At 69.1% G+C, this 19,823-nt stretch carries 21 protein-coding genes and 1 pseudogene; 13 read left to right on the top strand and 9 right to left on the bottom strand.

Annotated elements, in window-relative coordinates:
* Positions 1 to 101: 101 nt before the first annotated feature.
* The 3 genes and pseudogenes from SJY06_RS05910 to SJY06_RS05920 form a co-directional block, all read right to left on the bottom strand.
* Positions 102 to 716: pseudogene (locus tag SJY06_RS05910) on the bottom strand (SDR family oxidoreductase); the annotation flags it as partial.
* An 18-nt stretch (positions 717 to 734) separates the two neighbouring features.
* Positions 735 to 881: a hypothetical protein gene (locus SJY06_RS05915; protein ID WP_380165591.1), complete on the bottom strand. Its 147-nt coding sequence runs from the start codon at positions 879 to 881 to the stop codon at positions 735 to 737.
* A 137-nt stretch (positions 882 to 1,018) separates the two neighbouring features.
* Positions 1,019 to 1,663: a TetR/AcrR family transcriptional regulator gene (locus SJY06_RS05920; RefSeq protein ID WP_380165593.1), complete on the bottom strand. Its 645-nt coding sequence runs from the start codon at positions 1,661 to 1,663 to the stop codon at positions 1,019 to 1,021.
* 127 nt (positions 1,664 to 1,790) lie between these two features.
* Between SJY06_RS05920 and SJY06_RS05925 the strand changes: the two genes are divergently transcribed.
* From SJY06_RS05925 to SJY06_RS05935, 3 genes are read left to right on the top strand one after another with little or no spacing between them, the layout of a single operon-like run.
* On the top strand, positions 1,791 to 2,564 hold the full coding sequence (locus tag SJY06_RS05925; protein ID WP_380165595.1) for an SDR family oxidoreductase: 774 nt from the start codon (positions 1,791 to 1,793) through the stop codon (positions 2,562 to 2,564).
* A 29-nt stretch (positions 2,565 to 2,593) separates the two neighbouring features.
* On the top strand, positions 2,594 to 3,547 hold the full coding sequence (locus SJY06_RS05930) for an alpha/beta hydrolase (RefSeq protein ID WP_380165597.1): 954 nt from the start codon (positions 2,594 to 2,596) through the stop codon (positions 3,545 to 3,547).
* 53 nt (positions 3,548 to 3,600) lie between these two features.
* Positions 3,601 to 4,560 carry an aldo/keto reductase gene (locus tag SJY06_RS05935; protein WP_380165599.1) on the top strand — a complete coding sequence of 320 codons (960 nt, stop codon included), beginning with the start codon at positions 3,601 to 3,603 and terminating at the stop codon, positions 4,558 to 4,560.
* Between the two features lie 113 nt (positions 4,561 to 4,673).
* On the opposite strand, the gene SJY06_RS05940 is transcribed toward SJY06_RS05935, so the two are convergent.
* Positions 4,674 to 5,006: a CGNR zinc finger domain-containing protein gene (locus SJY06_RS05940; protein WP_380165601.1), complete on the bottom strand. Its 333-nt coding sequence runs from the start codon at positions 5,004 to 5,006 to the stop codon at positions 4,674 to 4,676.
* 286 nt (positions 5,007 to 5,292) lie between these two features.
* Here SJY06_RS05940 and SJY06_RS05945 point away from each other — a divergent pair, with 286 nt between their 5' ends.
* The gene (locus tag SJY06_RS05945; RefSeq protein WP_380165603.1) at positions 5,293 to 6,201 is read left to right on the top strand and encodes an alpha/beta fold hydrolase; all 909 of its coding nucleotides are present in this window, start codon (positions 5,293 to 5,295) and stop codon (positions 6,199 to 6,201) included.
* A gap of 159 nt (positions 6,202 to 6,360) precedes the next feature.
* On the top strand, positions 6,361 to 6,753 hold the full coding sequence (locus SJY06_RS05950; RefSeq protein WP_380165605.1) for a nuclear transport factor 2 family protein: 393 nt from the start codon (positions 6,361 to 6,363) through the stop codon (positions 6,751 to 6,753).
* A 583-nt stretch (positions 6,754 to 7,336) separates the two neighbouring features.
* Here the strand turns inward: SJY06_RS05950 and SJY06_RS05955 are convergent.
* Positions 7,337 to 8,044: an SDR family NAD(P)-dependent oxidoreductase gene (locus tag SJY06_RS05955; protein ID WP_380165607.1), complete on the bottom strand. Its 708-nt coding sequence runs from the start codon at positions 8,042 to 8,044 to the stop codon at positions 7,337 to 7,339.
* Between the two features lie 97 nt (positions 8,045 to 8,141).
* Here SJY06_RS05955 and SJY06_RS05960 point away from each other — a divergent pair, with 97 nt between their 5' ends.
* Entirely contained in the window at positions 8,142 to 8,762 is a 621-nt protein-coding gene (locus SJY06_RS05960) for a TetR/AcrR family transcriptional regulator (protein ID WP_380165609.1), read from the top strand.
* A 50-nt stretch (positions 8,763 to 8,812) separates the two neighbouring features.
* On the opposite strand, the gene SJY06_RS05965 is transcribed toward SJY06_RS05960, so the two are convergent.
* A complete protein-coding gene (locus tag SJY06_RS05965) occupies positions 8,813 to 9,538 on the bottom strand; it encodes an SDR family oxidoreductase (RefSeq protein WP_380165611.1) in 726 nt (241 codons plus the stop codon).
* Between the two features lie 67 nt (positions 9,539 to 9,605).
* Between SJY06_RS05965 and SJY06_RS05970 the strand changes: the two genes are divergently transcribed.
* Together SJY06_RS05970 and SJY06_RS05975 are read left to right on the top strand one after the other, a co-directional pair.
* Positions 9,606 to 10,052 carry a MarR family winged helix-turn-helix transcriptional regulator gene (locus SJY06_RS05970; protein WP_380165613.1) on the top strand — a complete coding sequence of 149 codons (447 nt, stop codon included), beginning with the start codon at positions 9,606 to 9,608 and terminating at the stop codon, positions 10,050 to 10,052.
* A 77-nt stretch (positions 10,053 to 10,129) separates the two neighbouring features.
* Entirely contained in the window at positions 10,130 to 10,294 is a 165-nt protein-coding gene (locus SJY06_RS05975; protein WP_380165615.1) for a hypothetical protein, read from the top strand.
* On the opposite strand, the gene SJY06_RS05980 is transcribed toward SJY06_RS05975, so the two are convergent.
* Positions 10,291 to 10,572, bottom strand: a complete 282-nt coding sequence (locus SJY06_RS05980; RefSeq protein WP_380169677.1) for a hypothetical protein — start codon at positions 10,570 to 10,572, stop codon at positions 10,291 to 10,293. The genes SJY06_RS05975 and SJY06_RS05980 overlap by 4 nt on opposite strands.
* Between SJY06_RS05980 and SJY06_RS05985 the strand changes: the two genes are divergently transcribed.
* Positions 10,459 to 10,707 (top strand): ATP-binding protein, encoded by a 249-nt coding sequence (locus SJY06_RS05985; RefSeq protein WP_380169678.1) that lies wholly within the window; start codon positions 10,459 to 10,461, stop codon positions 10,705 to 10,707. The two genes, SJY06_RS05980 and SJY06_RS05985, sit on opposite strands and share 114 nt — an antisense overlap.
* A gap of 1,132 nt (positions 10,708 to 11,839) precedes the next feature.
* On the opposite strand, the gene SJY06_RS05990 is transcribed toward SJY06_RS05985, so the two are convergent.
* On the bottom strand, positions 11,840 to 12,763 hold the full coding sequence (locus SJY06_RS05990; protein WP_380165617.1) for a hypothetical protein: 924 nt from the start codon (positions 12,761 to 12,763) through the stop codon (positions 11,840 to 11,842).
* A gap of 211 nt (positions 12,764 to 12,974) precedes the next feature.
* Entirely contained in the window at positions 12,975 to 13,715 is a 741-nt protein-coding gene (locus SJY06_RS05995) for a hypothetical protein (protein ID WP_380165619.1), read from the bottom strand.
* A gap of 426 nt (positions 13,716 to 14,141) precedes the next feature.
* On the opposite strand from SJY06_RS05995, the gene SJY06_RS06000 reads away from it, so the two are divergent.
* Genes SJY06_RS06000 through SJY06_RS06015 form a run of 4 tightly spaced genes read left to right on the top strand, consistent with a single transcriptional unit; the run spans position 14,142 to position 19,598 of the window.
* A complete protein-coding gene (locus SJY06_RS06000; protein WP_380165621.1) occupies positions 14,142 to 14,405 on the top strand; it encodes a hypothetical protein in 264 nt (87 codons plus the stop codon).
* An 8-nt stretch (positions 14,406 to 14,413) separates the two neighbouring features.
* Complete coding sequence (locus SJY06_RS06005) at positions 14,414 to 14,776, top strand: hypothetical protein (RefSeq protein WP_380165623.1); 363 nt, start codon at positions 14,414 to 14,416, stop codon at positions 14,774 to 14,776.
* Positions 14,773 to 17,556 (top strand): ATP-binding protein, encoded by a 2,784-nt coding sequence (locus SJY06_RS06010; protein WP_380165625.1) that lies wholly within the window; start codon positions 14,773 to 14,775, stop codon positions 17,554 to 17,556. Before SJY06_RS06005 ends, SJY06_RS06010 begins: the two co-directional genes overlap by 4 nt.
* Positions 17,553 to 19,598 carry a hypothetical protein gene (locus SJY06_RS06015; protein ID WP_380165627.1) on the top strand — a complete coding sequence of 682 codons (2,046 nt, stop codon included), beginning with the start codon at positions 17,553 to 17,555 and terminating at the stop codon, positions 19,596 to 19,598. The genes SJY06_RS06010 and SJY06_RS06015 overlap by 4 nt, the downstream gene beginning before the upstream one ends.
* Positions 19,599 to 19,823: the final 225 nt, after the last annotated feature.

A 19,823-nucleotide genomic window follows, 5' to 3' on the forward strand; every position in this document is an offset into this window, starting at 1 on the left:
CTGCGGCGGGAGTGATGTCGATGGCCCGCCGGACGGGCTCGGGCAGGTGCGCGAGCGACGTGTCGCGGGCTGCGTCCTGGGGGCTGCTGATTCCGGCGCGTTCATGCGGCCTCGTTCTGCAGGGCCGGACCGAGGAGGAGCCCGCCGTCGATGACGTACTCGGACCCGGTGACGAACGACGCCTCGCTCGAGGCGAGGAACAGCAGGAGCCGGGTGACGTCGGTCGGCTCCCCGAGGCGGGGAACGGCGAACGGCTCCGGTGTGTAGAAGTCGGCGATCGCCGCGGTCGCGCCGGCGGCCGGTTCGTGGATGAACGGGGTGGCGATGACGCCGGGGTGGATGGTGTTGACCCGGATCCGGTCTCGGCCGAGCTCGAGCGCCGCGGTGCGGGTGAGGCCGCGCACGGCCCACTTGCTGGCGACGTAGGGCGCGTAGAGCGCCGTCCCGCCCAGGCTCATCGTCGAGGCGATGTTGACGATCGCTCCGCCGCCGGCGCGGCGCAGCGCGGGGGCCGCGGCCTTGATGCCGAGGAAGCTGCCGGTGAGGTTGATGTCGAGGATGCGCGACCACGTGGCGCGGTCGGTGCCCTCGATGGTCGCGGGCGGGTTCTGGACGCCTGCGTTGTTGACGAGCACGTCCAGGCGGCCGACGACGTCCTCGGCGGTCCGTACGGCGGCGGACCACGACTCCTCGTCGGTGACGTCGAGGTGGACGAAGTGCGCGCGGGGTCCGAGCTAGTCGACGAGCGCGGCACCGCGTGCGGCGTCGATGTCGCCGACGACGACGTGGGCGCCTTCCGCGTGGAACGCCCGCACGTGGCTGGAGCCCTGGCCACCGGTCCCTCCGGTCACGAGCACGGTGTGGTTGGCGAAACGGGGCATGTGGGTGTCCTCCGACGTGGTGCACGGCCGACAGAGACCTCTGTTCCCACGCCGGGGGCAGAGCTCCCTGTGGTGAGTCGCACGACTCACCACGTACAACCTACGTCCGGACAATGAGGTGAGTCAAGCGACTCACTTCACGACAGCGTCTCCGCGGCCTGGGTGCTGTCGTATCGGGCGAGGAAGGTCAGGACTGCGCTCTCGACGACGTCCTGGACCCGGTCCGCGGGAAGGGCGAAGTCGACGAGCAGCATGCGCGGCCACAGGACGTAGTTCGCGATCATCCCGAGGAACTGGGTGCAGGCCATCTCGGGGTCCTCGACTCGGAGGGAGCCCAGGGCGTGCTCGGCCTCGACGTAGCGTCGCACCTCGTCGAAGAAGGGCGCCTTGCCGAGGTCGAACTGGATGCGCGCGAGCTCGGGGAACTGAGGCGCCTCGGCGATCACGAGCCGGAAGAGTCCGGCCATGCCGTCCCGGAGGAGCAGGGCGGCGTAGCGGGTCCCGAGGGCCGACAGGCCCGACGCCGGGTCGCCCTCGGTCGGTGCGGGTCCCGCGACCTCCACCTCGGTCCAGAAGTCCAGGACGAGGGCTTCGAAGAGGGCGGCCTTGTTGGGGAACTGCTTGAAGACCGTCGCCGTGGAGACGCCGGCCTCGTCCGCGACGCGCGCCAGTGAGGTCTTGTCGTACCCGCTCCGGGTGAAGAGTGTCCGGGCGCTGGTCAGGATCGCGGCTCGCTTGTCGCTCGAGACCCGCTGGTGGTACTCGGAGGCGGTCCTAGGCATGGGGTGATGCTACCCACCGGGCGAGACCTGATGTGAGCGACTTGACTCACCATCGCCGAACACCTAGCGTCCGAAGTGAGTCGATTGACTCACCTCCGTACCGCGACAGTGATCGAAAGGTGGACTCATGCAGCGCTTCACGAACCAGGTGGTCCTCGTCAGTGGCGGGGCGGGCGGTCAGGGGGCGTCCCACGCCCGGGCCTACGTCCACGAAGGAGCACGGGTCGTCGTCGGCGACGTCCGGGACGACGCGGGCGAGCGGCTCGCGGACGAGCTCGGCGACGACGCCGTCTACACGCACCTGGACGTCACCAAGGAGCAGGACTGGACCGACGCGGTCGCGCTGGCCGAGCACCGCTACGGCCCGATCGACATCCTCGTGAACAACGCCGGCGTCGGCAGCCCGCCCGTGCTCATCGAGGACGGGACGCTCGAGGACTGGGACCACATCATGGGGGTCAACATCACCGGGCAGTACCTCGGCATCCGGGCGGCCATCCCCTCCCTGCGCCGCGCGGGTGGAGGGTCGATCGTCAACATCGCCTCGATGGCGGCGAACACCGGCATCGCCTACCTGTCCCCGTACGTCGTGAGCAAGTGGGGAGTCCGCGGACTGACGCGCACGGCGGCGCTGGAGCTCGGCCGGGACGGCATCCGGGTCAACTCGATCCACCCCGGCGTCGTCGACACCCCCTTCATCACCGAGCCGCTGCGTCCCGGCGTCGCTCCGGTCAGCGACTACTACTCCGCAGAGCCCTTCGCCATCAAGCGCATGGCCCAGCCGTCGGAGATCACCGACCTGCTGCTCTTCGTGACCTCCGACGCCGGAGCGTTCCTCACCGGCTCCGAGCTCGTCGCCGACGGCGGCCTCCTGCTCGGTCCGGCCGTTCCCGCCGCCTGAACCGAGCACGGACGACGAGAGGAACGACCATGGTGATCGACATCAACCACCGGGTCCGGCAGATGATCGGGGCCGGCGCCGGCCCGACCGGATCCGCCCTGTACCGCGAGCTGCGAGCCGGTGACCCGCTCGCCTTGCGTGCCCTCCTGGACGAGGGCCTGTCTCAGATGAGCGGCCTGCCTGCCCAGCCCGAGGTCAGGTCCACCGACGTCCGGGTCACGGCGGCAGACGGGGGCGACATCCTCCTGCGGTGGAGCGAGCCGGAGCAGCAGGGACCGGGCTCGGCAGTGGTCTACCTCCACGGCGGTGCGATGCTCGCCGGGAGCGTGGACCTCTACGACCCGCTGGTCCGCACGCTCGTGGCGTGGAGCGGTGTGCCGTTCCTGTCCGTCGACTACCGGCTCGCTCCCGAGGCGCCGGCGGGCACCGCCGCCGAGGACGGGTTCCTGGCCCTCCGGTGGCTGCTCGGGAGATCGGGTGAGCTCGGGGTGGACCCGGCGCGCATCGCCGTCATGGGAGACAGCGCCGGTGGCGGCATCGCGGCCGCCGTGGCGGTCCTCGCGCGTGACCGTGGCCTCGACCTCGCCCGGCAGATCCTCGTGTACCCGATGCTCGACGACCGCACCGACGCCCCCGACCCGCACCTCGAAGCGGCGTCGTCGATGTTCTCCTACGACTTCAACCGGACGGCGTGGACGGCCGTCCTCGGGCCCGACCGTGGCTCGGACGACGTCCCGCAGTCCGCGGCGCCCGCCCGCACCGCCGACCTGTCCGGACTCGCTCCCGCGTACATCGAGGTGGGCGAGGTCGACATCTTCCGGGACGAGGACGTGGCCTACGCCCAGCGCCTCTGGCGTGCCGGGGTGTCGACCGCGCTCCACGTCCACGCCGGCATGCCCCACGCCTTCGACGTCCTCCTCACCGGTGACGAGATCGGCGCCCGCCACCGCGAGGAGAAGGTGCGCGTCCTGCAGAGCCTCTGAACCGTCCTCGATCCACCGTTGTCGACATCCCTCACCACGAAAGGCAGACCACCATGCAGCAGCGCACCCTGGGCGCCCACGGACTCACCAGCTCCGCGATCGGCTACGGGGCGATGGGTATCTCCATGGCCTACGGCTCCAGTCCCGAGCGCGGCGAGGCGGCCATCGCCGCCGCCCTCGACGCGGGGGTCACGCACTTCGACACCGCCGAGCTCTACGGCTGGGGTGAGAACGAGAAGGTCCTCGGCCGGGCGCTCGCGCCGTTCCGCGACCAGGTCGTCATCGCCACCAAGTTCGGGTTCACGCGTGAGTACGGCTTCGACAGCCGCCCTGAGCACATCCGCGAGGTGGCGCACAACAGCCTCCGCAACCTCGGGACGGACCGCCTGGACGTGCTCTACCAGCACCGGCTCGACCCCTCGGTGCCGATCGAGGAGGTGGCCGGCACCGTCAAGGAGCTCATCGACGCGGGCGACGTGGCCTACTTCGGCCTGAGCGAGGTCGGGGAGGAGACGCTCCGTCGCGCGCACGCCGTGCACCCGGTGTCTGTGCTGCAGACCGAGTACTCGCTCTTCGAGCGCGACGTCGAGCGGCTGGTGCCCGTCCTGGACGAGCTCGGCATCGGGCTCGTGGCCTACTCGCCGCTGGGGCGGGGGTTCCTCACCGGCACCGCCAAGCCGGCCGAAGCCCATGACGCGTCGGACATGCGCCGCACCGACCCGAGGTGGCAGCCGGGCAACTACGAGAAGAACGTCGCCGCGACGCGCCAGCTCACGCAGCTGGCCGAGTCACTCGACGCGACAGTCGGCCAGCTCGCCCTGGCGTGGCTCCTGACCCGCGGTGACCACGTCGTCCCGATCCCCGGGAGCCGTGATCCTCGCCGCGTCACCGAGAACGTCGCGGCCGCCGGCCTTCACCTCACCGCTGCCCACCTCGACCGCATCGCCGAGATCCTGCCCGACGGAGGGTTCGGAGCGCGCTACACCGACGAGAACATGCCTACGTGGGAGTGAGTGGGACGACGGGGCTGGTCTTCGGTGGTCTCGCCCGGGTCCCGCTGCCCGTACCGGGGCCGAGAGGGGGTGACGGCGTGGTCGCGTGGCGCGACCGCGGGGGCGGGTGAGGCTCAGCTCTCGCGCGGGGTCCGGGGGACCTCCGCGGACGACTTCCGCGACTGGTGCCTGCGGGCCTTCATGCGGTTGCCGCACGTGGCCATCGAGCACCACCGGGCGCTGTTGCCCTTCGAACGGTCGACGAGGAACCGCAGGCACTCCTCGTTGCCGCACGGGCGCAACCGGCCGGGACGTCGTGCTGTCAGGTCGGCCCAGGCGATCACCGCGCGTGCGGCGGGCAGGACGTCCTCGGAGCCGGTCAGCCGCCACCGCAGGCCGCCAGGACCGACCGGGAGCGGCGTCCAGGAGACGTGTCCCACCACGTCGTCGACCTCCGGCCCCACCACCCCGGAACGCACTGCTGCCTGCAGTGCATCTCGGACGGAGCGCAGGCGGCGCACTTCGCTCGGAGTCCCTCGACCACCGAAGGACCGCGCCATGTCGGCAGACCCTTCAGCATCATCCAGGAGGTCCCGAGGAGCGCCTGCCACGACGGGCGTCGAGTTGAGGAGCGCGAGCAGTGCGTCTTCGTCCGCCGGCGACATACCTAACCTCCGATGACAGGTTGACTGGTTAGGGCTTCCGTGCTGTGCTGGCCTAACCATCAAAACGTGTTTCGGAAGTGAGTGTGCCATGTCCGTCCACCACAGGTTCATCGACGTCCTGGACCGCAGGGTCTTCTACCGCGAGGCCGGTGACCCGCACGCCCCGTCCGTCGTGCTCCTGCACGGCTACCCCACGAGCTCCTTCATGTTCCGCGACCTCATCCCGCGCCTGGCGGAGCGGTTCCACGTCGTCGCGCCCGACCACATCGGCTTCGGCCTGTCCGACGCGCCGCGCGTCGAGGACTTCACGTACACGTTCGACGCGCTGGCCGACCACACCGCAGCGTTCCTCGCGACCATCGGGGTCGAGGAGTACGCGATCTACGTCCAGGACTACGGCGCTCCCATCGGGTGGCGACTCGCTCTGCGCGACCCCTCGGCGATCCGAGCCATCGTGAGCCAGAACGGGAACGCGTACGAGGAGGGCTTCGTCGACGAGTTCTGGGCGGGGATCTGGAGGTACGGCGATGCTCCTGGGCCTGAGACCGAAGCGTCCCTGCGTCCCGCCCTCGGGGAGGACGCGATCCGCTGGCAGTACACCCATGGAGTCCCTGACCCGACGCTCGTCAGCCCCGACACGTGGAGCCACGACGCGGCCCTGGTGGCGCGCCCGGGCAACGACCTCGCGCAGCTCGCGCTCTTCGAGGACTACGTGAGCAACGTCCGCCTGTACCCGGCGTTCCACCACTACCTCCGGTCCTCGGGCGTGCCCGTCCTCGCCGTCTGGGGACGGAACGACGAGATCTTCGCGCCGGCCGGAGCGGAGGCGTTCCGGCAGCACGCGAAGGACCCCGAGGTCCACCTGCTGGACGGCGGGCACTTCCTCCTCGAGAGCGCCCTCGACGAGGTCGCGCCCCTGGTGCTGGACTTCCTCTCCCGGCAGGAGGCTGCTGCACGTCCGGGTGGTAGCCAGTCCCACGTGGCGAGTGCCACCTGAGGTGCGAGGCGGCAGGACGTCTCTCTGCAACAGGGCTGAGCAGGACTCCACGGCGGACGTCGCCTTCGCAGACGATCTGGTTCTTCGCCGTCCAGACAGGGGCGGTGCAGCTCGTCAAGGAACAGCAGTGACCGGAACCGCACACGAGGGGACGTACACATGACCGACCGGCTGCCCGCTGCCGTCGCCGCGCTGCGCGATGCCATCAACTCCGCGAGCGCCTCCGCCGTCGCGGCTTGCTTCGCCGACGACTACGAGGCGACGCTGCCGATGCATCCGTCGCGAGACTTCACCGGCTCCGAGCAGGTCGAGAAGAACTGGACGGTGATCTTCAGCCAGCTCACCGCCGTCCACGCCGAGGTCCTGCGCCACGCCGTCCACGACGACGAGGTCTGGTCCGAGTGGGAGATCACCGGCACGAGCCCCGGCGGCTCACCTGCGCTGCTGCGAGGTCCGGTCATCTGGACCGAGTCCGATGGACGTGTGGCTACTGCTCGGTTCTACCTCGATCCGGTCACAGAGCGCCCGGCCGGAGACTCGACGCGCGACTGACCATGGATCAGTGCCGTTTCGACCAGGAGCGGGAACAGGTCTGCGATGGACCGGCCGACCGCAGTGCCCCGGCTGTGTCAGCTGTACCGGGGGCCACCGCACCGCCGGCGCCACGGGTGTGCACGGCAGCGTCGATCGTCCGGGGGTTGCTGAGGAGTCCGTGGCTGGTTCCGACCCCACGATCACTACCGTGACCGGACCCCGCCCGAGAGCTCCGCGACGTCGTGGTGCGGTTGCCCGCCGCGGCGAGGCGTCGGTCTCGAGAGCTGCAGGGACTTCCATCAGCGATCCCTGCCTGCGCAGCCGGCTGGGTCGCCTCCGACGTGCAGGACGGCCGCCACGACAGGCCGACCAGGGCCCGGGATCGGCGAGCGACGTGAATCCATCCCGGTGGAGTCCGCGGCCCCTGCTCCACCAGGCCTACGGAGGCCGCCGACGCTGAGCCACCCGCGCGGCGGTAGACGAGACGAGACTCGCCTCGGTCAGGTTACCCAACTGCATGTTGCGAGCCAACTCACTCGGCTCACCGTCGGTGGGGGACGCCGTTCGACCCGCGCGAGGAGAGTGGCGGGGATCGTGCCGGCTAGAGCGCGGCGACCGCGCGCCCCAGGGTGCGCGGGGCGATCCGCAGCATCGTCGGCAGGAGCCGCGTCTGGCCGGGAAGCGCCATCGGTCGCCGCTGCCGCAGTGCCTTCACGGTGGCCGTCGCGACCTCGGCAGGGGTCAGCTTCGTGGCTGTGCTCCCACTGTTCATCGGGGTGTCGGTGCGGGGGGGAAGGACCTCCAGCACGTGGGTGCCCTGGGGCTCGAGCTGCCGTCGCAGCCCGTCGGCGAAACCGTGGAGACCCGCCTTCACGGCGCCGTACGTCGGGGCGCGCGTCGGGGAGACCAGCGCGAACCCGGAGGTGACGAACACGACCGCCTGCAGGGGCTGCCATCGCTGCAGCACCTCGCCCGTGAGGTGGATCGGCGCCGTGAGGTTCAGAGCCACCTCCTCGTCGAGCGCGAGGGTGGCGGGGGCGCCCGTGGCGAAGTCACGCTCGACGAAGGTGCCGGCGTTGTTGACGAGCACGTCCACCCGGCCGAACCGATGCTCGATCGAGTCCAGCAGGACGGCCCGGGCCGCCGGGACGGTGACGTCCGCCTGGACGGCCAAGGCGTCCGGGTGCCGCCGGCTGAAGCGCTCGAGCGCCTCGGGCGACCGGCCGCAGACGGCCACCGCGGCTCCTTCACCCAGGAACGCCTCCCCGAGGCTCAGGCCGATGCCCGAGGTGCCTCCTGTGATCAGCACGACGTGTGGCACAGCTGCCTCCGGTTGAGTTCGGTATCGATCGGTACTGAACTCTAGCACTTCGATACCTGTCAGTACCGAAGTGCTACCCTCCGGCATGGTCAGCGCACCCAAGGGCCCCGCCGGACGGCCGCGCGGGTTCGACACCGAGGAGGCCCTCGAGCAGGCCGTACGGGTCTTCTGGTCGCAGGGGTACGAGGGTGCGAGCCTCGAGGAGCTGACCCGGGCCATGGGCATAACCCGGACGAGCATGTACCGGGCGTTCGGCAACAAGGAGGCGCTGTTCCGAACGGCCCTGCAGCGCTACACCCGGACCACGGCGTCCTACGTCGTCCAGGCCGTCGAACGGCCGACGGCGCGGGAGGTGGCAGTCGCCTTCCTCCACGGCGCAGCGTGCGCCACGACGCAGCCGGGCCACCCCGTCGGGTGCCTCGGGGTGCAAGGGGCGTTGGCGACCGGTACGTCTGCTCGCTGGTCCCAGGACGTGCTGGCCGAGTGGCGGGAGCAGGGCACCGCTCACCTGCAGGCCCGGTTCGAGCGGGCCGTGGACGACGGTGACCTGCCGGGCGGCGTCGACTGCCGGCTGCTGGCGTGCTACCTGATGACGGTCTCCAACGGGATCGCCGTCCAGGCCGCCGGCGGCACGCCGCGCACCGAGCTCATGGCGGTCGCTGACGTGGCGCTGCACCCGTGGCCCCCCGTTCCCGGTGGGGGGTGACGGCTACCCGGTTCGAGTACGGCGGCTCGTGTCGCCCGTTCGGGGCGGTGTCACCACGGCACCACGCCGTCGTCGTCGAAGAAGGACCCGGTAGGACCGTCGTCGGGCAGGAGCGCGAGGCGGATCGGGGTCACCGCACCCTGCTGCGGGGTGCGGTGACCGCGGAAGCCGTTCAGATCGGTCGCGACGAACCCGGGACAGGCGGCGTTGACGAGGATGTTCGTGCCCGCCAGCTCCTTGGCGTACTGCACGGTGACGGCGTTCAGGTAGGACTTCGACGGCGAGTACGCGACGGCGAGGGGGCCGGTCTCGCTCCGCGGGTCCGTCTGCAGCGTCAGGGAGCCGACGCTGCTGGACACGTTCACGATCCGCGGTGCCCTGGAGCGGCGCAGCATGGGCAGCACCGCGTTCGTGACGCGGATCGGGCCGAACACGTTGACCTCCAGGACCGCCCGCAGCTCTGCGAGGTCGACCGTCGTCGGCAGCTGGGCCGCGCCCCCGGTGATGCCGGCGTTGTTCACGAGCACGTCCAGGCCACCCGCGAGCTGCTCGACGAGTCGGGCTGCCCCGGCCACGCTCTCGTCGTCGGTCACGTCCAGCGGCACGCCGAACGCGTCGACCCCGCCAGCGCGCAGCGAGGCCACGGCGGCCTCGCGGCGGGCCCGGTCCCGGGCGCCGACGCCGACCCTCCAGCCCCGGGCTCCCAGCCCCGCCGCGATCTCGTACCCGATGCCCTTGTTCGCGCCGGTGACCAACGCCGTCCTGATCGTGTCCATGGTGGCTACTGCTCCTTAGTCTGATCATCAGTAATGCTGACGATCAGCATAGCGGTAGGGTGTGGGTGTGCTCGACGACGGAGGTCCGGGACCAGAGGTCGGTCGGCGGCTGGGGTACCTCCTCAAGCACGCCCAGGCGCGTCTGGGCGACTTGTACGAGCAGGCGCTGGCCACCTTCGACGTCGACGTCCGCGAGCTCGGCGTGCTGATGCTGCTCGGCAGCCACGAGCCGGCGTCCCAGCAGCAGGCCGCCGCTCGCCTCGGCGTCGACCGGACGAGCATGGTTGCCGTCCTCGATGCGCTGGAGGCCAAGGGGTACGCGTCGCGGCGCCCTGACGCCGCAGACCGGCGACGGAACGTCGTCCAGCTGACCGCCGCCGGCCGGGAGGTGCTCCTCGCCGGCGCTGCGGCGAGCGAGCAGGCCGAACGTGCTCTGCTCGCTCCGCTCGGCCCGGCCGAGGCAGAGCGCTTCCGTCAGGCACTGCGGCGGGTCGCTCAGGACCGCCTTCGTTGAGCGCGGGTGCTGCGGGGGCGCGCGGGACGTCACCAGGCGTTGTCGGTGCCCAGGAGGAGGTCGGCGATGCGCCCGATGTGACCGGGGCAGACCTGTTCGCCCTGGCTGCGTCGCTGCCCTGGCTCAGCGACCAGCCCGGCCACCAGCCCTCGGTGGACCGGTTGTTCGACCTGGTCGTCGGGGCGGTCCTGCACCCGCCTGCTGGATCTGCCGGGGGGGCCGTGGGTCAGCTGTCCGGCTAGCGGGGTAGGGCGGGGGGAAGGCTCCAGCTGGCCAGCGTGCGCAACGCGTGCTGGGACGGGCTACCCGGTGCGGCGCAGGACACGAACAGGTTCTGGTCCGGGTCGCCGGGGAGGGTCAAGGCCTCGTAGTCGAGGGTGAGCTCTCCGATGACCGGGTGGCGGAACTGCTCGGCACCGAACGTCCGCTGGTGGACGCGGCGCTCGGCCCACCACGTGCGGAACTCGGGGCTGCGCGCAACCTGCCGTTCAGCGGCTGGGGCGGGGTCCTCGACGACCAGGCCGTCGCCGCAGCGATGATCGACCGCGTCGTCCACCACGCCGACGTCCTCACCCTCAAGGGCGCCAGCTACCGGCTCCGCAACCGCGGCATCGACACCCTGCCCAGCATCAGAACCCAGACCACGCCAGACTGACCGAACACGAACCGGTGGCCTCGTTCTCGACCGTCACATCGGCCCCAGTTTCGAGCGACGTCGACAGCACGATGTCCATTGAGGTGCCGAAGTCACACACCAGCGGCGCATAGTGACGTTGCCCGCGTTCCTCACCGCAGAGTTGTCTGCTCACCTCGACCACACAACGGGGCCCCCGGATGCCCTCGTGTTCACGAGTCCCGATGGACTGCCGATGCGTAACGGCAACTTCCTGACGCCGGTGTGGCGGCCGGCTTGCGACGTGGTGGGCATCGACGCAACGCTTCACGACCTCAGGGCAAGCACTACGCCCGAAGTGTGGTCGGGCGAGACGTCGAGATTGCCACCCGGCTAGACGACCTGGCGCGGGTCGAGGAAGCAACGGACTCATGACGGTCGTGCAGACGCATCTGGCACGTATCTGGCATGACAGGTCGGCCGCTCGCGGAATGGGGATAGAGTCGAGCAGGCAAAGTGGCCTCTGACCTGCGCGTTCGTGTGGTGGCCCCGGCGAGATTCGAACTCGCGACACACGGTTTAGGAACTCAGTCGGAGCCGCCGTCCGGGGAGCGTCCTTGAGTTGTCGCCTACCTCGTTGGCGTGGACTGCTTATGGTTGCTGTCGGGTCATTGCGGACATGGTGCGGACTGGCCGCGGACCGAGAACCACGGCCGGACCAGCCGCACCATGCTCCGTTAGGTTCTCCGTTGACAACCTCAGACGGGGCACACCGTGCCTATCAGGCGCGTGCAGACCTCGAGGCAGGCGTCCGACTTGCGGAGGATGGCAAAGCCGCGCGTCGGCGCCAAGAAGCTCGCAGCGAACCCGACGAACTAGAAGATCAACCTGCACCCCAGGCAACGACCCGGACGTAGTGAGTGCCTGCACGGTCTTCGGCTTGTGCTGCTGGTCCGCGCGTGATGGTGACTGGTGAAGTGCGCACCCGTTGCGGACCGGGCGAGGCAGACACCGTGGAAGTCGGCTAGGCGGACTCTCCGCCGTCGTCGCGAGTTGGTGAGTGGGTAGTCAGCCCCGACCCTTGACACCTGGCCAGTGGGCTGCTGGCGGCAGTCCGCTGCGTACCCGGCTTGCGCCTGGCCGTCGGAAGCGATGGAGCACCACCGTTCGTGCTTCAGTCGTCCTCGGGTGACTCGACGACGAGGTAAGGCTCCACGGCTGACTTCTGCTGAAGGATCGAAGTCGGCGCTTCAATCATCGGCATCCTCGTAGAAGACTCCTCAAGTTCATTACGCAGTTGCGATACGTGTCCAGGAATGCTGATTGCGCCCATGAGGGTGACTACAACGGCAGCTCTTTCCATCATGGCCCAGAACTTCTGCCAGCGACCGTCGTTCTCGTCTACTCTGCCTCGCAGCGACTCCGACTGAACAATCAGATCTCCGTAGACGTGGGTGACCGACGTTTGCAAGTCAGCCAATCCAACGAAGGAAGACTCGCGCAGGGCCTCCTCTATCCTGTGCAGGTGATCTTCGATGAATGAGCGCACGCGCCGGTCGAGCGAATCAGAATGCTGATCCAGGGACGCTTTCAGATCTTCAATGCTCGCCTCGAGGTCACGAACGGCCTCGAATTGGACGGCTGTGGGGTGCACTCTTTCTTGTTCGGCGGAGCAGTCCAGCAAATCCTCGCGCCAAAATTCTACGCTTTCCGTGTCGTACTGAGGATTGACTCGGTTCGCAACAACCTGCTTTACAATTCCCCCCACCCACTTATGGATGTCCTCGAGGGGCTGAATCATGCGTTGTTTCGACCTGTCGGCGAGATTCAAAGCGAGGACATCCGTACGGACCCGTTCGGGCATTTGAAGGATGTGAGCTAGATCCTTCATCCTCTCGGCGTTCGCGTACGTTGGAAGCGGCTTTGGCTTCGCCCCCGAAGCCCATCCTAGAACGCCATGCCATTGCTGCATGATGGCCGAACCTAGTGGGCCATCAACAGATCTTTGTCCTGCGCGGAGCGGCTCGGCCAGGTTCTCGATCAGGTTCGACAGGCGCTGGGCAGAATCGAGCGCGGTGGACTCGCGCGACGATGGCATACGGGCACCATACCGACGAGGCGCCTCCTTGTCCGCCCTTCACACGGACCAGGTCGCTTCCAGTTGAAAGAACTGTCCCGGACATTGCGAACCTCTCGCCAGGGCTAGCTCCTCACCCCGAGAGACGAGTCCGTCGCATGGCGACCGTACTCCACAGAGTCTGCGTCGACCTGATGTCGAGTGTGATTTCAGCTGATCATCGCCCGCTTACTCACCGAAGCTTCGTGCCTATGTTTCGCATCCGAGAACAGATGTAGGTTAGGCGCACGAGCGGGCTGCCAAGTGAGTGGTCGAAGTAACTGTACAAATAGGTTCCTATACCGCTGGCCTGCACTGAGGTCTTGCGCCCGCCGAGGCTGGCGTCCGTGGGGTCGGTGGAAGTCTTCATGTCTTGAATTGCTGCGTTCATTTCTCGCAGCGATTGGCCCGACCCGTGCGCGATGGCGTTTCGCACCGATTGAGCCAAGGACAGGAGTCGCCAGTCGTCATCGGTAATCTTCCGCATTTTGGCCATGTGGGGGGGTGCTAGCCGTCGGGCCGACAGACTCATGGCGTCCCTTTTCGACTTGAACGTCACGTTCCGGTCCCTTGCGTCAAGCATCGCCTCCACTTGACGAATTGTCAGGTGGGACGGGATGTGGAGAGTAGTTGCGAGGTATCCTGCGGTGTGCAACTGTGCAGGAGTTCCAGATAAGCCTAGATTCGCCGCGCTCGCGGTAAGGAACTTTCTATACTCGCTCGAGTCTCGCACGATGGCCCTGATGTGCCACCGCGAAAGCAACAATTCCCAATTCTGAACGCAGGCGATGAGAGCCAGAGCTGAGGACATCTTCATGTCAAATGTTTTCCCATGATTTGAAGCGCCATACTGCTCCGACCACAGTGTGTTCACTCTATCTTGGGCTTTTTCGTACCAATCAATTTCGTTATTCAGGTTGGGTTTGTTCACCATCGGATCCCCCAGAGTTCGACTGACCACCGTCCGTGTTGGGCAACCTAAGCACGCGGGAACAGCAGCTGTGGTGGTTTCAGGGAGTCGCCTGCCTGTCTAGACAGGTACCGCATCCCCGTGCTTGACTGGTGGAGGTCGGGCGGACCTACCCCTAGACGGGGAGGTGTCGAGGTTGAGCCCCTATCGGCGATCTGGACAGGCCAGTCGTTGTCGTCTCGACAGTTCACCGGTTGCTGTGCAGCGCCGGTCGTTATCCACATCTCCGTGTCGTTTGCGGCCGCGGCGGCGTGTGGCGCGTACCGTACTAGCCGGCTGTAAAGCCGCAAGTCACACGTCGGTACCGCTCTGTTACCCAGTCATCCCGGGGGATCCAGGGTCGTCGTGCTCGGGGGTTCCACCGGGTCTCACCTCGCGAGGAGACCTGTCATGAACGCATCGCTGTCCGCTTTGCTCTCGCTGCCGGCCGCTGCGCCCGTCAACGTCGGTGGCATCCAGGACCTGCTCCTGCAGCTGCTCGGTGTCGGCCTGGTCGTCGTGGCGATCATCGTGCTGTTCGGCGTCAAGCGCTCCAGCATCGGTGACGCCCTCGGGACGTTCGCCATCGTCCTCATCGCCCTGCTCATCGCCGGCATCAGCGTCCCGCTTATCACCGGCACCAGCGACGACATCCTCAACTGGCTCCTCGCGTAGAGCTTGTCGTGGAGATCGGCAACGACGACGCGATCTGGCGCTACCAGCCGCGCTTGATCGACCTGCGCGGGTGGACCGTCATCGGCCAGCCCCGCTACACCGTGCTCGCCATCGGTGGCGCCATCACCGGCCTAGTCACGCTCCCGCTGCTGCTGCTCTTCGGCCTGTGGCCTGGTGGGCTCTACGCGCTCGCCACCGGCTTCGTCGGCGGCTACCTACTGGCCCCGCACTTCACCGCCGAGCGGCCCTTGTGGGCCTGGTTGGGCTACGTGCGCGGCGAACTCGTCAGCGCCCGGTATTGGCTCCGCTGCCGCCGAGCCTCACGCCGGGCCCGACCCGTCACCCACCGCTTCCTCCAGGAGTTCCGATGAGCCGTCGCCTCGCTCTACGACGCGGCCAGATCACCACTACGTCACGGCGGAACGCTCGCAGCATCCGCTCGGCAGTCCTGTCCTCACCCGACCGCGTCGACTACCCGCCCATGCGGCTCGCCCTACGCGGCATCGAGGGCAACCTCACCATCACCAGAACCGGCCTGCGTGCCTGGTACCGCCTCGGCACCCAGCAGTGGTCCTGGCAGGGCGACGAACGCCGGGAGAACCTGCTCCGGCAGATCGGCGACACGTTCTCCGCACTCGCCGGCCGTACCGTCCACCTGCGCTCCGTCCAGCGCCCGTACCCGATCCACACCTGGGCCAAGGCCCTGGCCGACGACACCCCCCACCCGGTCGACCGGCAGGCGTGGGGCGAGCACCTCATCACTGTTCAGCGGCACCTGCGCGGGTCCACGTTCTCCGACACCGAGACCTACCTCGGCGTCAGCGTCCAGGTCGGGCACCACGGCGACACGATCGGCAAGCGCTCCCGCGCCAAGCTCGCCACCGACCTCGCCCGCGTGGACACCCTGCTCGCCACCCCGGGCCTGGACGCCGTGCGCGCGGAGCAGCACGAGGTGGAGTGGCTCGTGCACCGCAGCCTCGGCATCGGCCTGCCCCAGCCCCACACGCTTGTCGACGGCCTCACCCAGCCCGTCGAAGCCTCCGACCTGACGATGTTCACCGGCACCCTCGACGTGGATCCCAGCCCGGGCCGGCCCTACGTCCGCCTCGTCGCCCGCCCCCAGCGCACCGGCACCGGCACCGACACCCCGGTCGAGCGGTATCTGACCGTCCTCAGCGTGGGGCGGATGGAGAGCTTGGCGATCCCGCAGTCGCATCTGCCGTGGATGGCCTACGCCGACTCCCTGCCCTTCCCGGTCGAGTGGTCGGGCAGCGTCCGCATCCTGTCCGGGCGTGAGGCCGCCGCGTCGATGCAGTCCCGGATCGACCAGGTCGTCGACCAGGAGCAGCAGTACACCGCCAGCGCCTCCGTCGAGGTCCCACCCTCCCTGCGTCGCACCGGGGAGCAGGCCCGCGCCACCGCCGATGAGATCGCCGACGGGGGAGCCCATGCTGTGGCCCGGATCGACGGCCGGTTCCAGCTCGCCGTCACCGCCGCCACGCCCGCGGAGCTGGAGGACCGCGTCAACACCGTGCTCAACCACTACCGCGAGTACCGCGTCGAGCTGCACCGCGACCTCGACCAGTACCGCCTGCACCGCGAGTTCATCCCCGGCGAGCCCGCCGCGTCCACCGCCCACCGCCGCCGCGGCAAGACCGAGTTCCTCGCGGCTGGTCTGCCCCACCTGTCCTCCACGGTCGGTACCCGCGACGGCTCTTACATCGGCTACACCGTCGGCACCTCCCGACGAGCCGTGGCGTGGAACCTGCACCACGCCATGGAGGTCCGCGAACGCTCCGGGTTCACCCCCGTCATCGGCGGCCTCGGCTCCGGCAAGTCCGTCGTCGTCGGCTCGCTGGCCTACGACGCCACCCTGCGCGGGATCAGCACCACGATCTTCGACCCCTCCGGCCCCCTGGCCCGCCTCACCCGGATCCCGCAGATCGCCGACGTCTCGGAGCACATCGACCTGCTCCGCTCCCGCCCCGGCACCGTCTCGCCGTACACCGCGGTCCCGGAACCGCTGCGCGGGCAGCTGGTCGACGACGAGAAGCTCATCGGCCTCACCGGCGCCGAGTACGACGCCACGCTCGATGAGCTCCTCGCCGACGCCAAGCACCTCGCCGCCCGCCGGCGCATGCAGCTGGCCACCGACACCATCCGGCTCCTGCTCCCACCGGAAATCCGCCGCGCCCGCGACGTCAGCCAGATCATCCGCTCCGCAGTCCGCGAGGTCGGCGGCCGCTACACCGTCTCCCTGATGAACGTGCTCGGCGTCATCCAGCGCGACCCCCGCGACAGAGACCATGAGATCTACGACGTCCTGCACGACATGTCGCAGTACCCGTCGGCGCGCTTGTTCTTCGACGTCGGCTACCTCGCCGACAACCACGCCCAACGCGAAGCCGAAGGACGGCCCGAACCGACCCTGCTCGTCTTCACCCTCGCCGGCCTCACCCTGCCCGAGCCCGACACGGAGGAGACCAACTGGAGCGAGGACGAACGCATCAGCGTCCCCCTGCTCAGCCTCGCCGCGAACTACGCCTCCCGCCGCGTCTACGGCCGCCGCATGGGGGAGCGGAAGGTCGTCGCCATCGACGAGGCCCACGCCCTGCGCCGCACCGCCGCCGGCCGCGCCCTGGTCGAACGCTTCGCCCGCGACTCCCGCAAGTGGAACACCCGCGTCCTCGCCGCCTCCCAGAAGCCCGGCGACCTGCTCACCCTCGAAGCCGGCGGCCTCATCGACGAGTGCGTCATCGGTGGCATCGAAGACCCCGACGAAGCCGCCGCCGCCCTGGGGTTGGCCCGCATCCCCACCGGCCTCGGCTACGAACGCGCCGTCGCCACCCTCGCCCTCGGCGGACTCCGCCCCCAGGTCGGCCGCGGCCGCGCCGGAGCCCGCGACTTCATCCTCCGCGACAGCGACGGCTACACCGAACGCGTCCGCTGGGACATGGGCCACCTACCTCACGTCCTCCACGCCCTCGACACCACCGCCGTCGGCAACCCCAGCACCCCCGCCCCACGCGAGCACATCGACCTCACCGGGACCAACCGTCCTCGAGGCCGAGACGACCACACCATCGACCGCCTCACCTCGGCCGAGCTCGACCACGACGACGCGGATGACCGAGAGTGGAGCTACACATGACCCGCCACCGTGTCGGCCTCCGCGCCACGATCCTGCTGGCGCTCCTGCTCGTCCTGCTCGGCAACGCCGCCCCCGCCACCGCCGCCACCGCGGGCAGACCGCAGCTCCCCATCCCGGGCCTGCCCGAGTGCCGGCAGCCCCCGGCCGCCCAGTCGCCAGACCGCGGCTTCAGCGGCTTCATTACGCCGCGACCGACCAACCCGCCTGCGGTGGACGCCGACCCGTTCACCACCGGCTCGGGCGTGAGCGTCTACGAGACGAACGGGCTCGCCGGCTACCGCTGGCACATGTACGTCGACTCCTGCATCCCCGGTGCCGGGCAGGCCACCAACCAGGCCCTCAACGGCACCGCCAACTCGCTGATGTCGTTCCCCGTCCTCGCCGTCGGTGTCGTCGCCACCCTCGCCGACGCCGTCTACAACCAGACGTGGCTGCAGACCCTCGACAAGCCGGTCGCCTACGTCTCCGGCGCGCTCTACGACGGCTTTACACGACCGTTCTTCCCCGTCCTCGCCGTCGCCGTCGGCATCGTGATGCTCATCAGCATCCGCCGGGCCCGGCTGTCCGCCGCCATCGGCACCGCGTGCCTCGTCCTGGTCGCCGCGACCCTGGCCGCGTTCGCCGCGAACTACCCGACCACCGTCGCCGAGCAGACGGACCGGATCACGGTCAGCGCGATCACGTCCGTCAACGGCGCCATCGCCGGCAGCGACAGCGCGGACCCGGCCGCCGCCACCGTCGCCCCGCTCGTCGACGCGATCCTCTACGACCGTTGGGTCGCCGGCACCCTCGGCGACACCGACTCACCCGTCGCTCGCCAGTACGGCCCGGAGCTCTACCAGGCCTCTACCCTCACCTGGGCCGAGACCGACATCCTCCGCCACGACCCCTCCGGCGCCGGCGCCGAGCTGCTCGAGGCCAAGGAAGAGCAGTGGCGCACGGCCGCCGAAGCCGTCCAGCAACGCGACCCCGACGCCTACGAGTACCTGATCGGTGCGCGCAGCCTCGACCGACTTGGCCACGCCCTGGTCGCGGTCGCACTCGTCGGCGTTTTGCCGTTCCTGCTCATGAGCCTGCTGCTGGTCGCGATGAGCTACCTCATCATCCGGCTCGTCGTCATGTTCCTGCCCCTGGTCGCCCTCGTCGCGCTCCTGCTCCGCGGCACCCTCCGAAGCCTCGTGTCCCTCGCCGCGGCCGCACTCATCAACAGCGTCGTCTTCGCGATCGGCGCCGCCGTCACCGCCTACCTCTACGGCGTCTTCCTCTCACCTGAGTCCGGCATCCCCGCCGTCCTCGGGATCTTTCTGGCCTTCGTCGTCGGCATCGCCATGTGGATCGTCCTAAGCCCCTACCGCCGCCTCACCACCATGGTCCGCGGCACCGACGCCGTCCGCGCCAGCACCACCGAGTACCGCAAGTACAAGAAGACCGGCACCGACCTCGCCGGCAGCGCCGCCCGCTTCGCCGCCGGAACCGCCAAGGTCGCCGCCGGCAACATGCTCGCCACCAAGCTCAGCAAGAACGACAAAAAGAAGCACCAGGACAGCGACCCCTACCGCTATGGCCCAGGCCAGATTCGACCCGAACACTTCGCGACCGCCGCACCAGCCGGACCTCACGAGCCGCGTACCGGCCCACCCGACGAGCTGCCGGCCTCACCCGTACCCTCTGCTCTCGCCGCGCCGTCCCTCGCGGCCCTGCCAGGACCCCGCACCTACTACGTCCCTCTCGACGAGCCGACGACCGACACCGCAGTCGCACCCGAGGCCGCACCAGGTCGCCACGCGGCACGTGCCATCAGTCAGGCCGCCGCTCCGGACACCACGACCTCGGAGCCAAGACCGGAGCCGCCAGCCGGCCATCGTCCTGAGTCCAAGCCGCTGCGCGACTTCGACCCCGTCGTCGTCGACGGCCGAGACGTCCCCGTCATCCACACCCTCGACGGACCCATCATCGACACCGAAGCCATTGATGGCCCCGATGGCGCTCAGCACGTCGTCCCCGGTGACGTCGTCACCTCCCGCAGGGAACCACTTCCGTGACCAGTGGCATGGCCCTCCGGCTGGCGGCAGCCGCAGCCCTCACAGTCGCGGTGCTCCTCGTCATGCTGCTCACCAGGACCCCCGATCCGGCCGCGCAGCCGCTGACGCAGCCTTCAACTGCACCGTTGGTCTTGCCGTCGCTCACCGGCGGTCCGGCCGCGACAACTGGACCTGGCCTCCGTGGACCGGCCGATGCGACTGCTGCCGCACTCCCGTCGACTGCCA

This window comes from Jannaschia sp. R86511, assembly GCF_042466345.1.
Classification (GTDB): domain Bacteria; phylum Actinomycetota; class Actinomycetes; order Actinomycetales; family JBBAYJ01; genus Aquipuribacter.

Bases quoted from the DNA above. Each gene is read 5' to 3' on its own strand.
- SJY06_RS05915 (WP_380165591.1), bottom strand. From the start codon at position 881: ATGCCCCGTTTCGCCAACCACACCGTGCTCGTGACCGGAGGGACCGGT.
- SJY06_RS05920 (WP_380165593.1), bottom strand. From the start codon at position 1,663: ATGCCTAGGACCGCCTCCGAGTACCACCAGCGGGTCTCGAGCGACAAG.
- SJY06_RS05925 (WP_380165595.1), top strand. From the start codon at position 1,791: ATGCAGCGCTTCACGAACCAGGTGGTCCTCGTCAGTGGCGGGGCGGGC.
- SJY06_RS05930 (WP_380165597.1), top strand. From the start codon at position 2,594: ATGGTGATCGACATCAACCACCGGGTCCGGCAGATGATCGGGGCCGGC.
- SJY06_RS05935 (WP_380165599.1), top strand. From the start codon at position 3,601: ATGCAGCAGCGCACCCTGGGCGCCCACGGACTCACCAGCTCCGCGATC.
- SJY06_RS05945 (WP_380165603.1), top strand. From the start codon at position 5,293: ATGTCCGTCCACCACAGGTTCATCGACGTCCTGGACCGCAGGGTCTTC.
- SJY06_RS05950 (WP_380165605.1), top strand. From the start codon at position 6,361: ATGACCGACCGGCTGCCCGCTGCCGTCGCCGCGCTGCGCGATGCCATC.
- SJY06_RS05960 (WP_380165609.1), top strand. From the start codon at position 8,142: ATGGTCAGCGCACCCAAGGGCCCCGCCGGACGGCCGCGCGGGTTCGAC.
- SJY06_RS05965 (WP_380165611.1), bottom strand. From the start codon at position 9,538: ATGGACACGATCAGGACGGCGTTGGTCACCGGCGCGAACAAGGGCATC.
- SJY06_RS05990 (WP_380165617.1), bottom strand. From the start codon at position 12,763: ATGCCATCGTCGCGCGAGTCCACCGCGCTCGATTCTGCCCAGCGCCTG.
- SJY06_RS05995 (WP_380165619.1), bottom strand. From the start codon at position 13,715: ATGGTGAACAAACCCAACCTGAATAACGAAATTGATTGGTACGAAAAA.
- SJY06_RS06000 (WP_380165621.1), top strand. From the start codon at position 14,142: ATGAACGCATCGCTGTCCGCTTTGCTCTCGCTGCCGGCCGCTGCGCCC.
- SJY06_RS06010 (WP_380165625.1), top strand. From the start codon at position 14,773: ATGAGCCGTCGCCTCGCTCTACGACGCGGCCAGATCACCACTACGTCA.
- SJY06_RS06015 (WP_380165627.1), top strand. From the start codon at position 17,553: ATGACCCGCCACCGTGTCGGCCTCCGCGCCACGATCCTGCTGGCGCTC.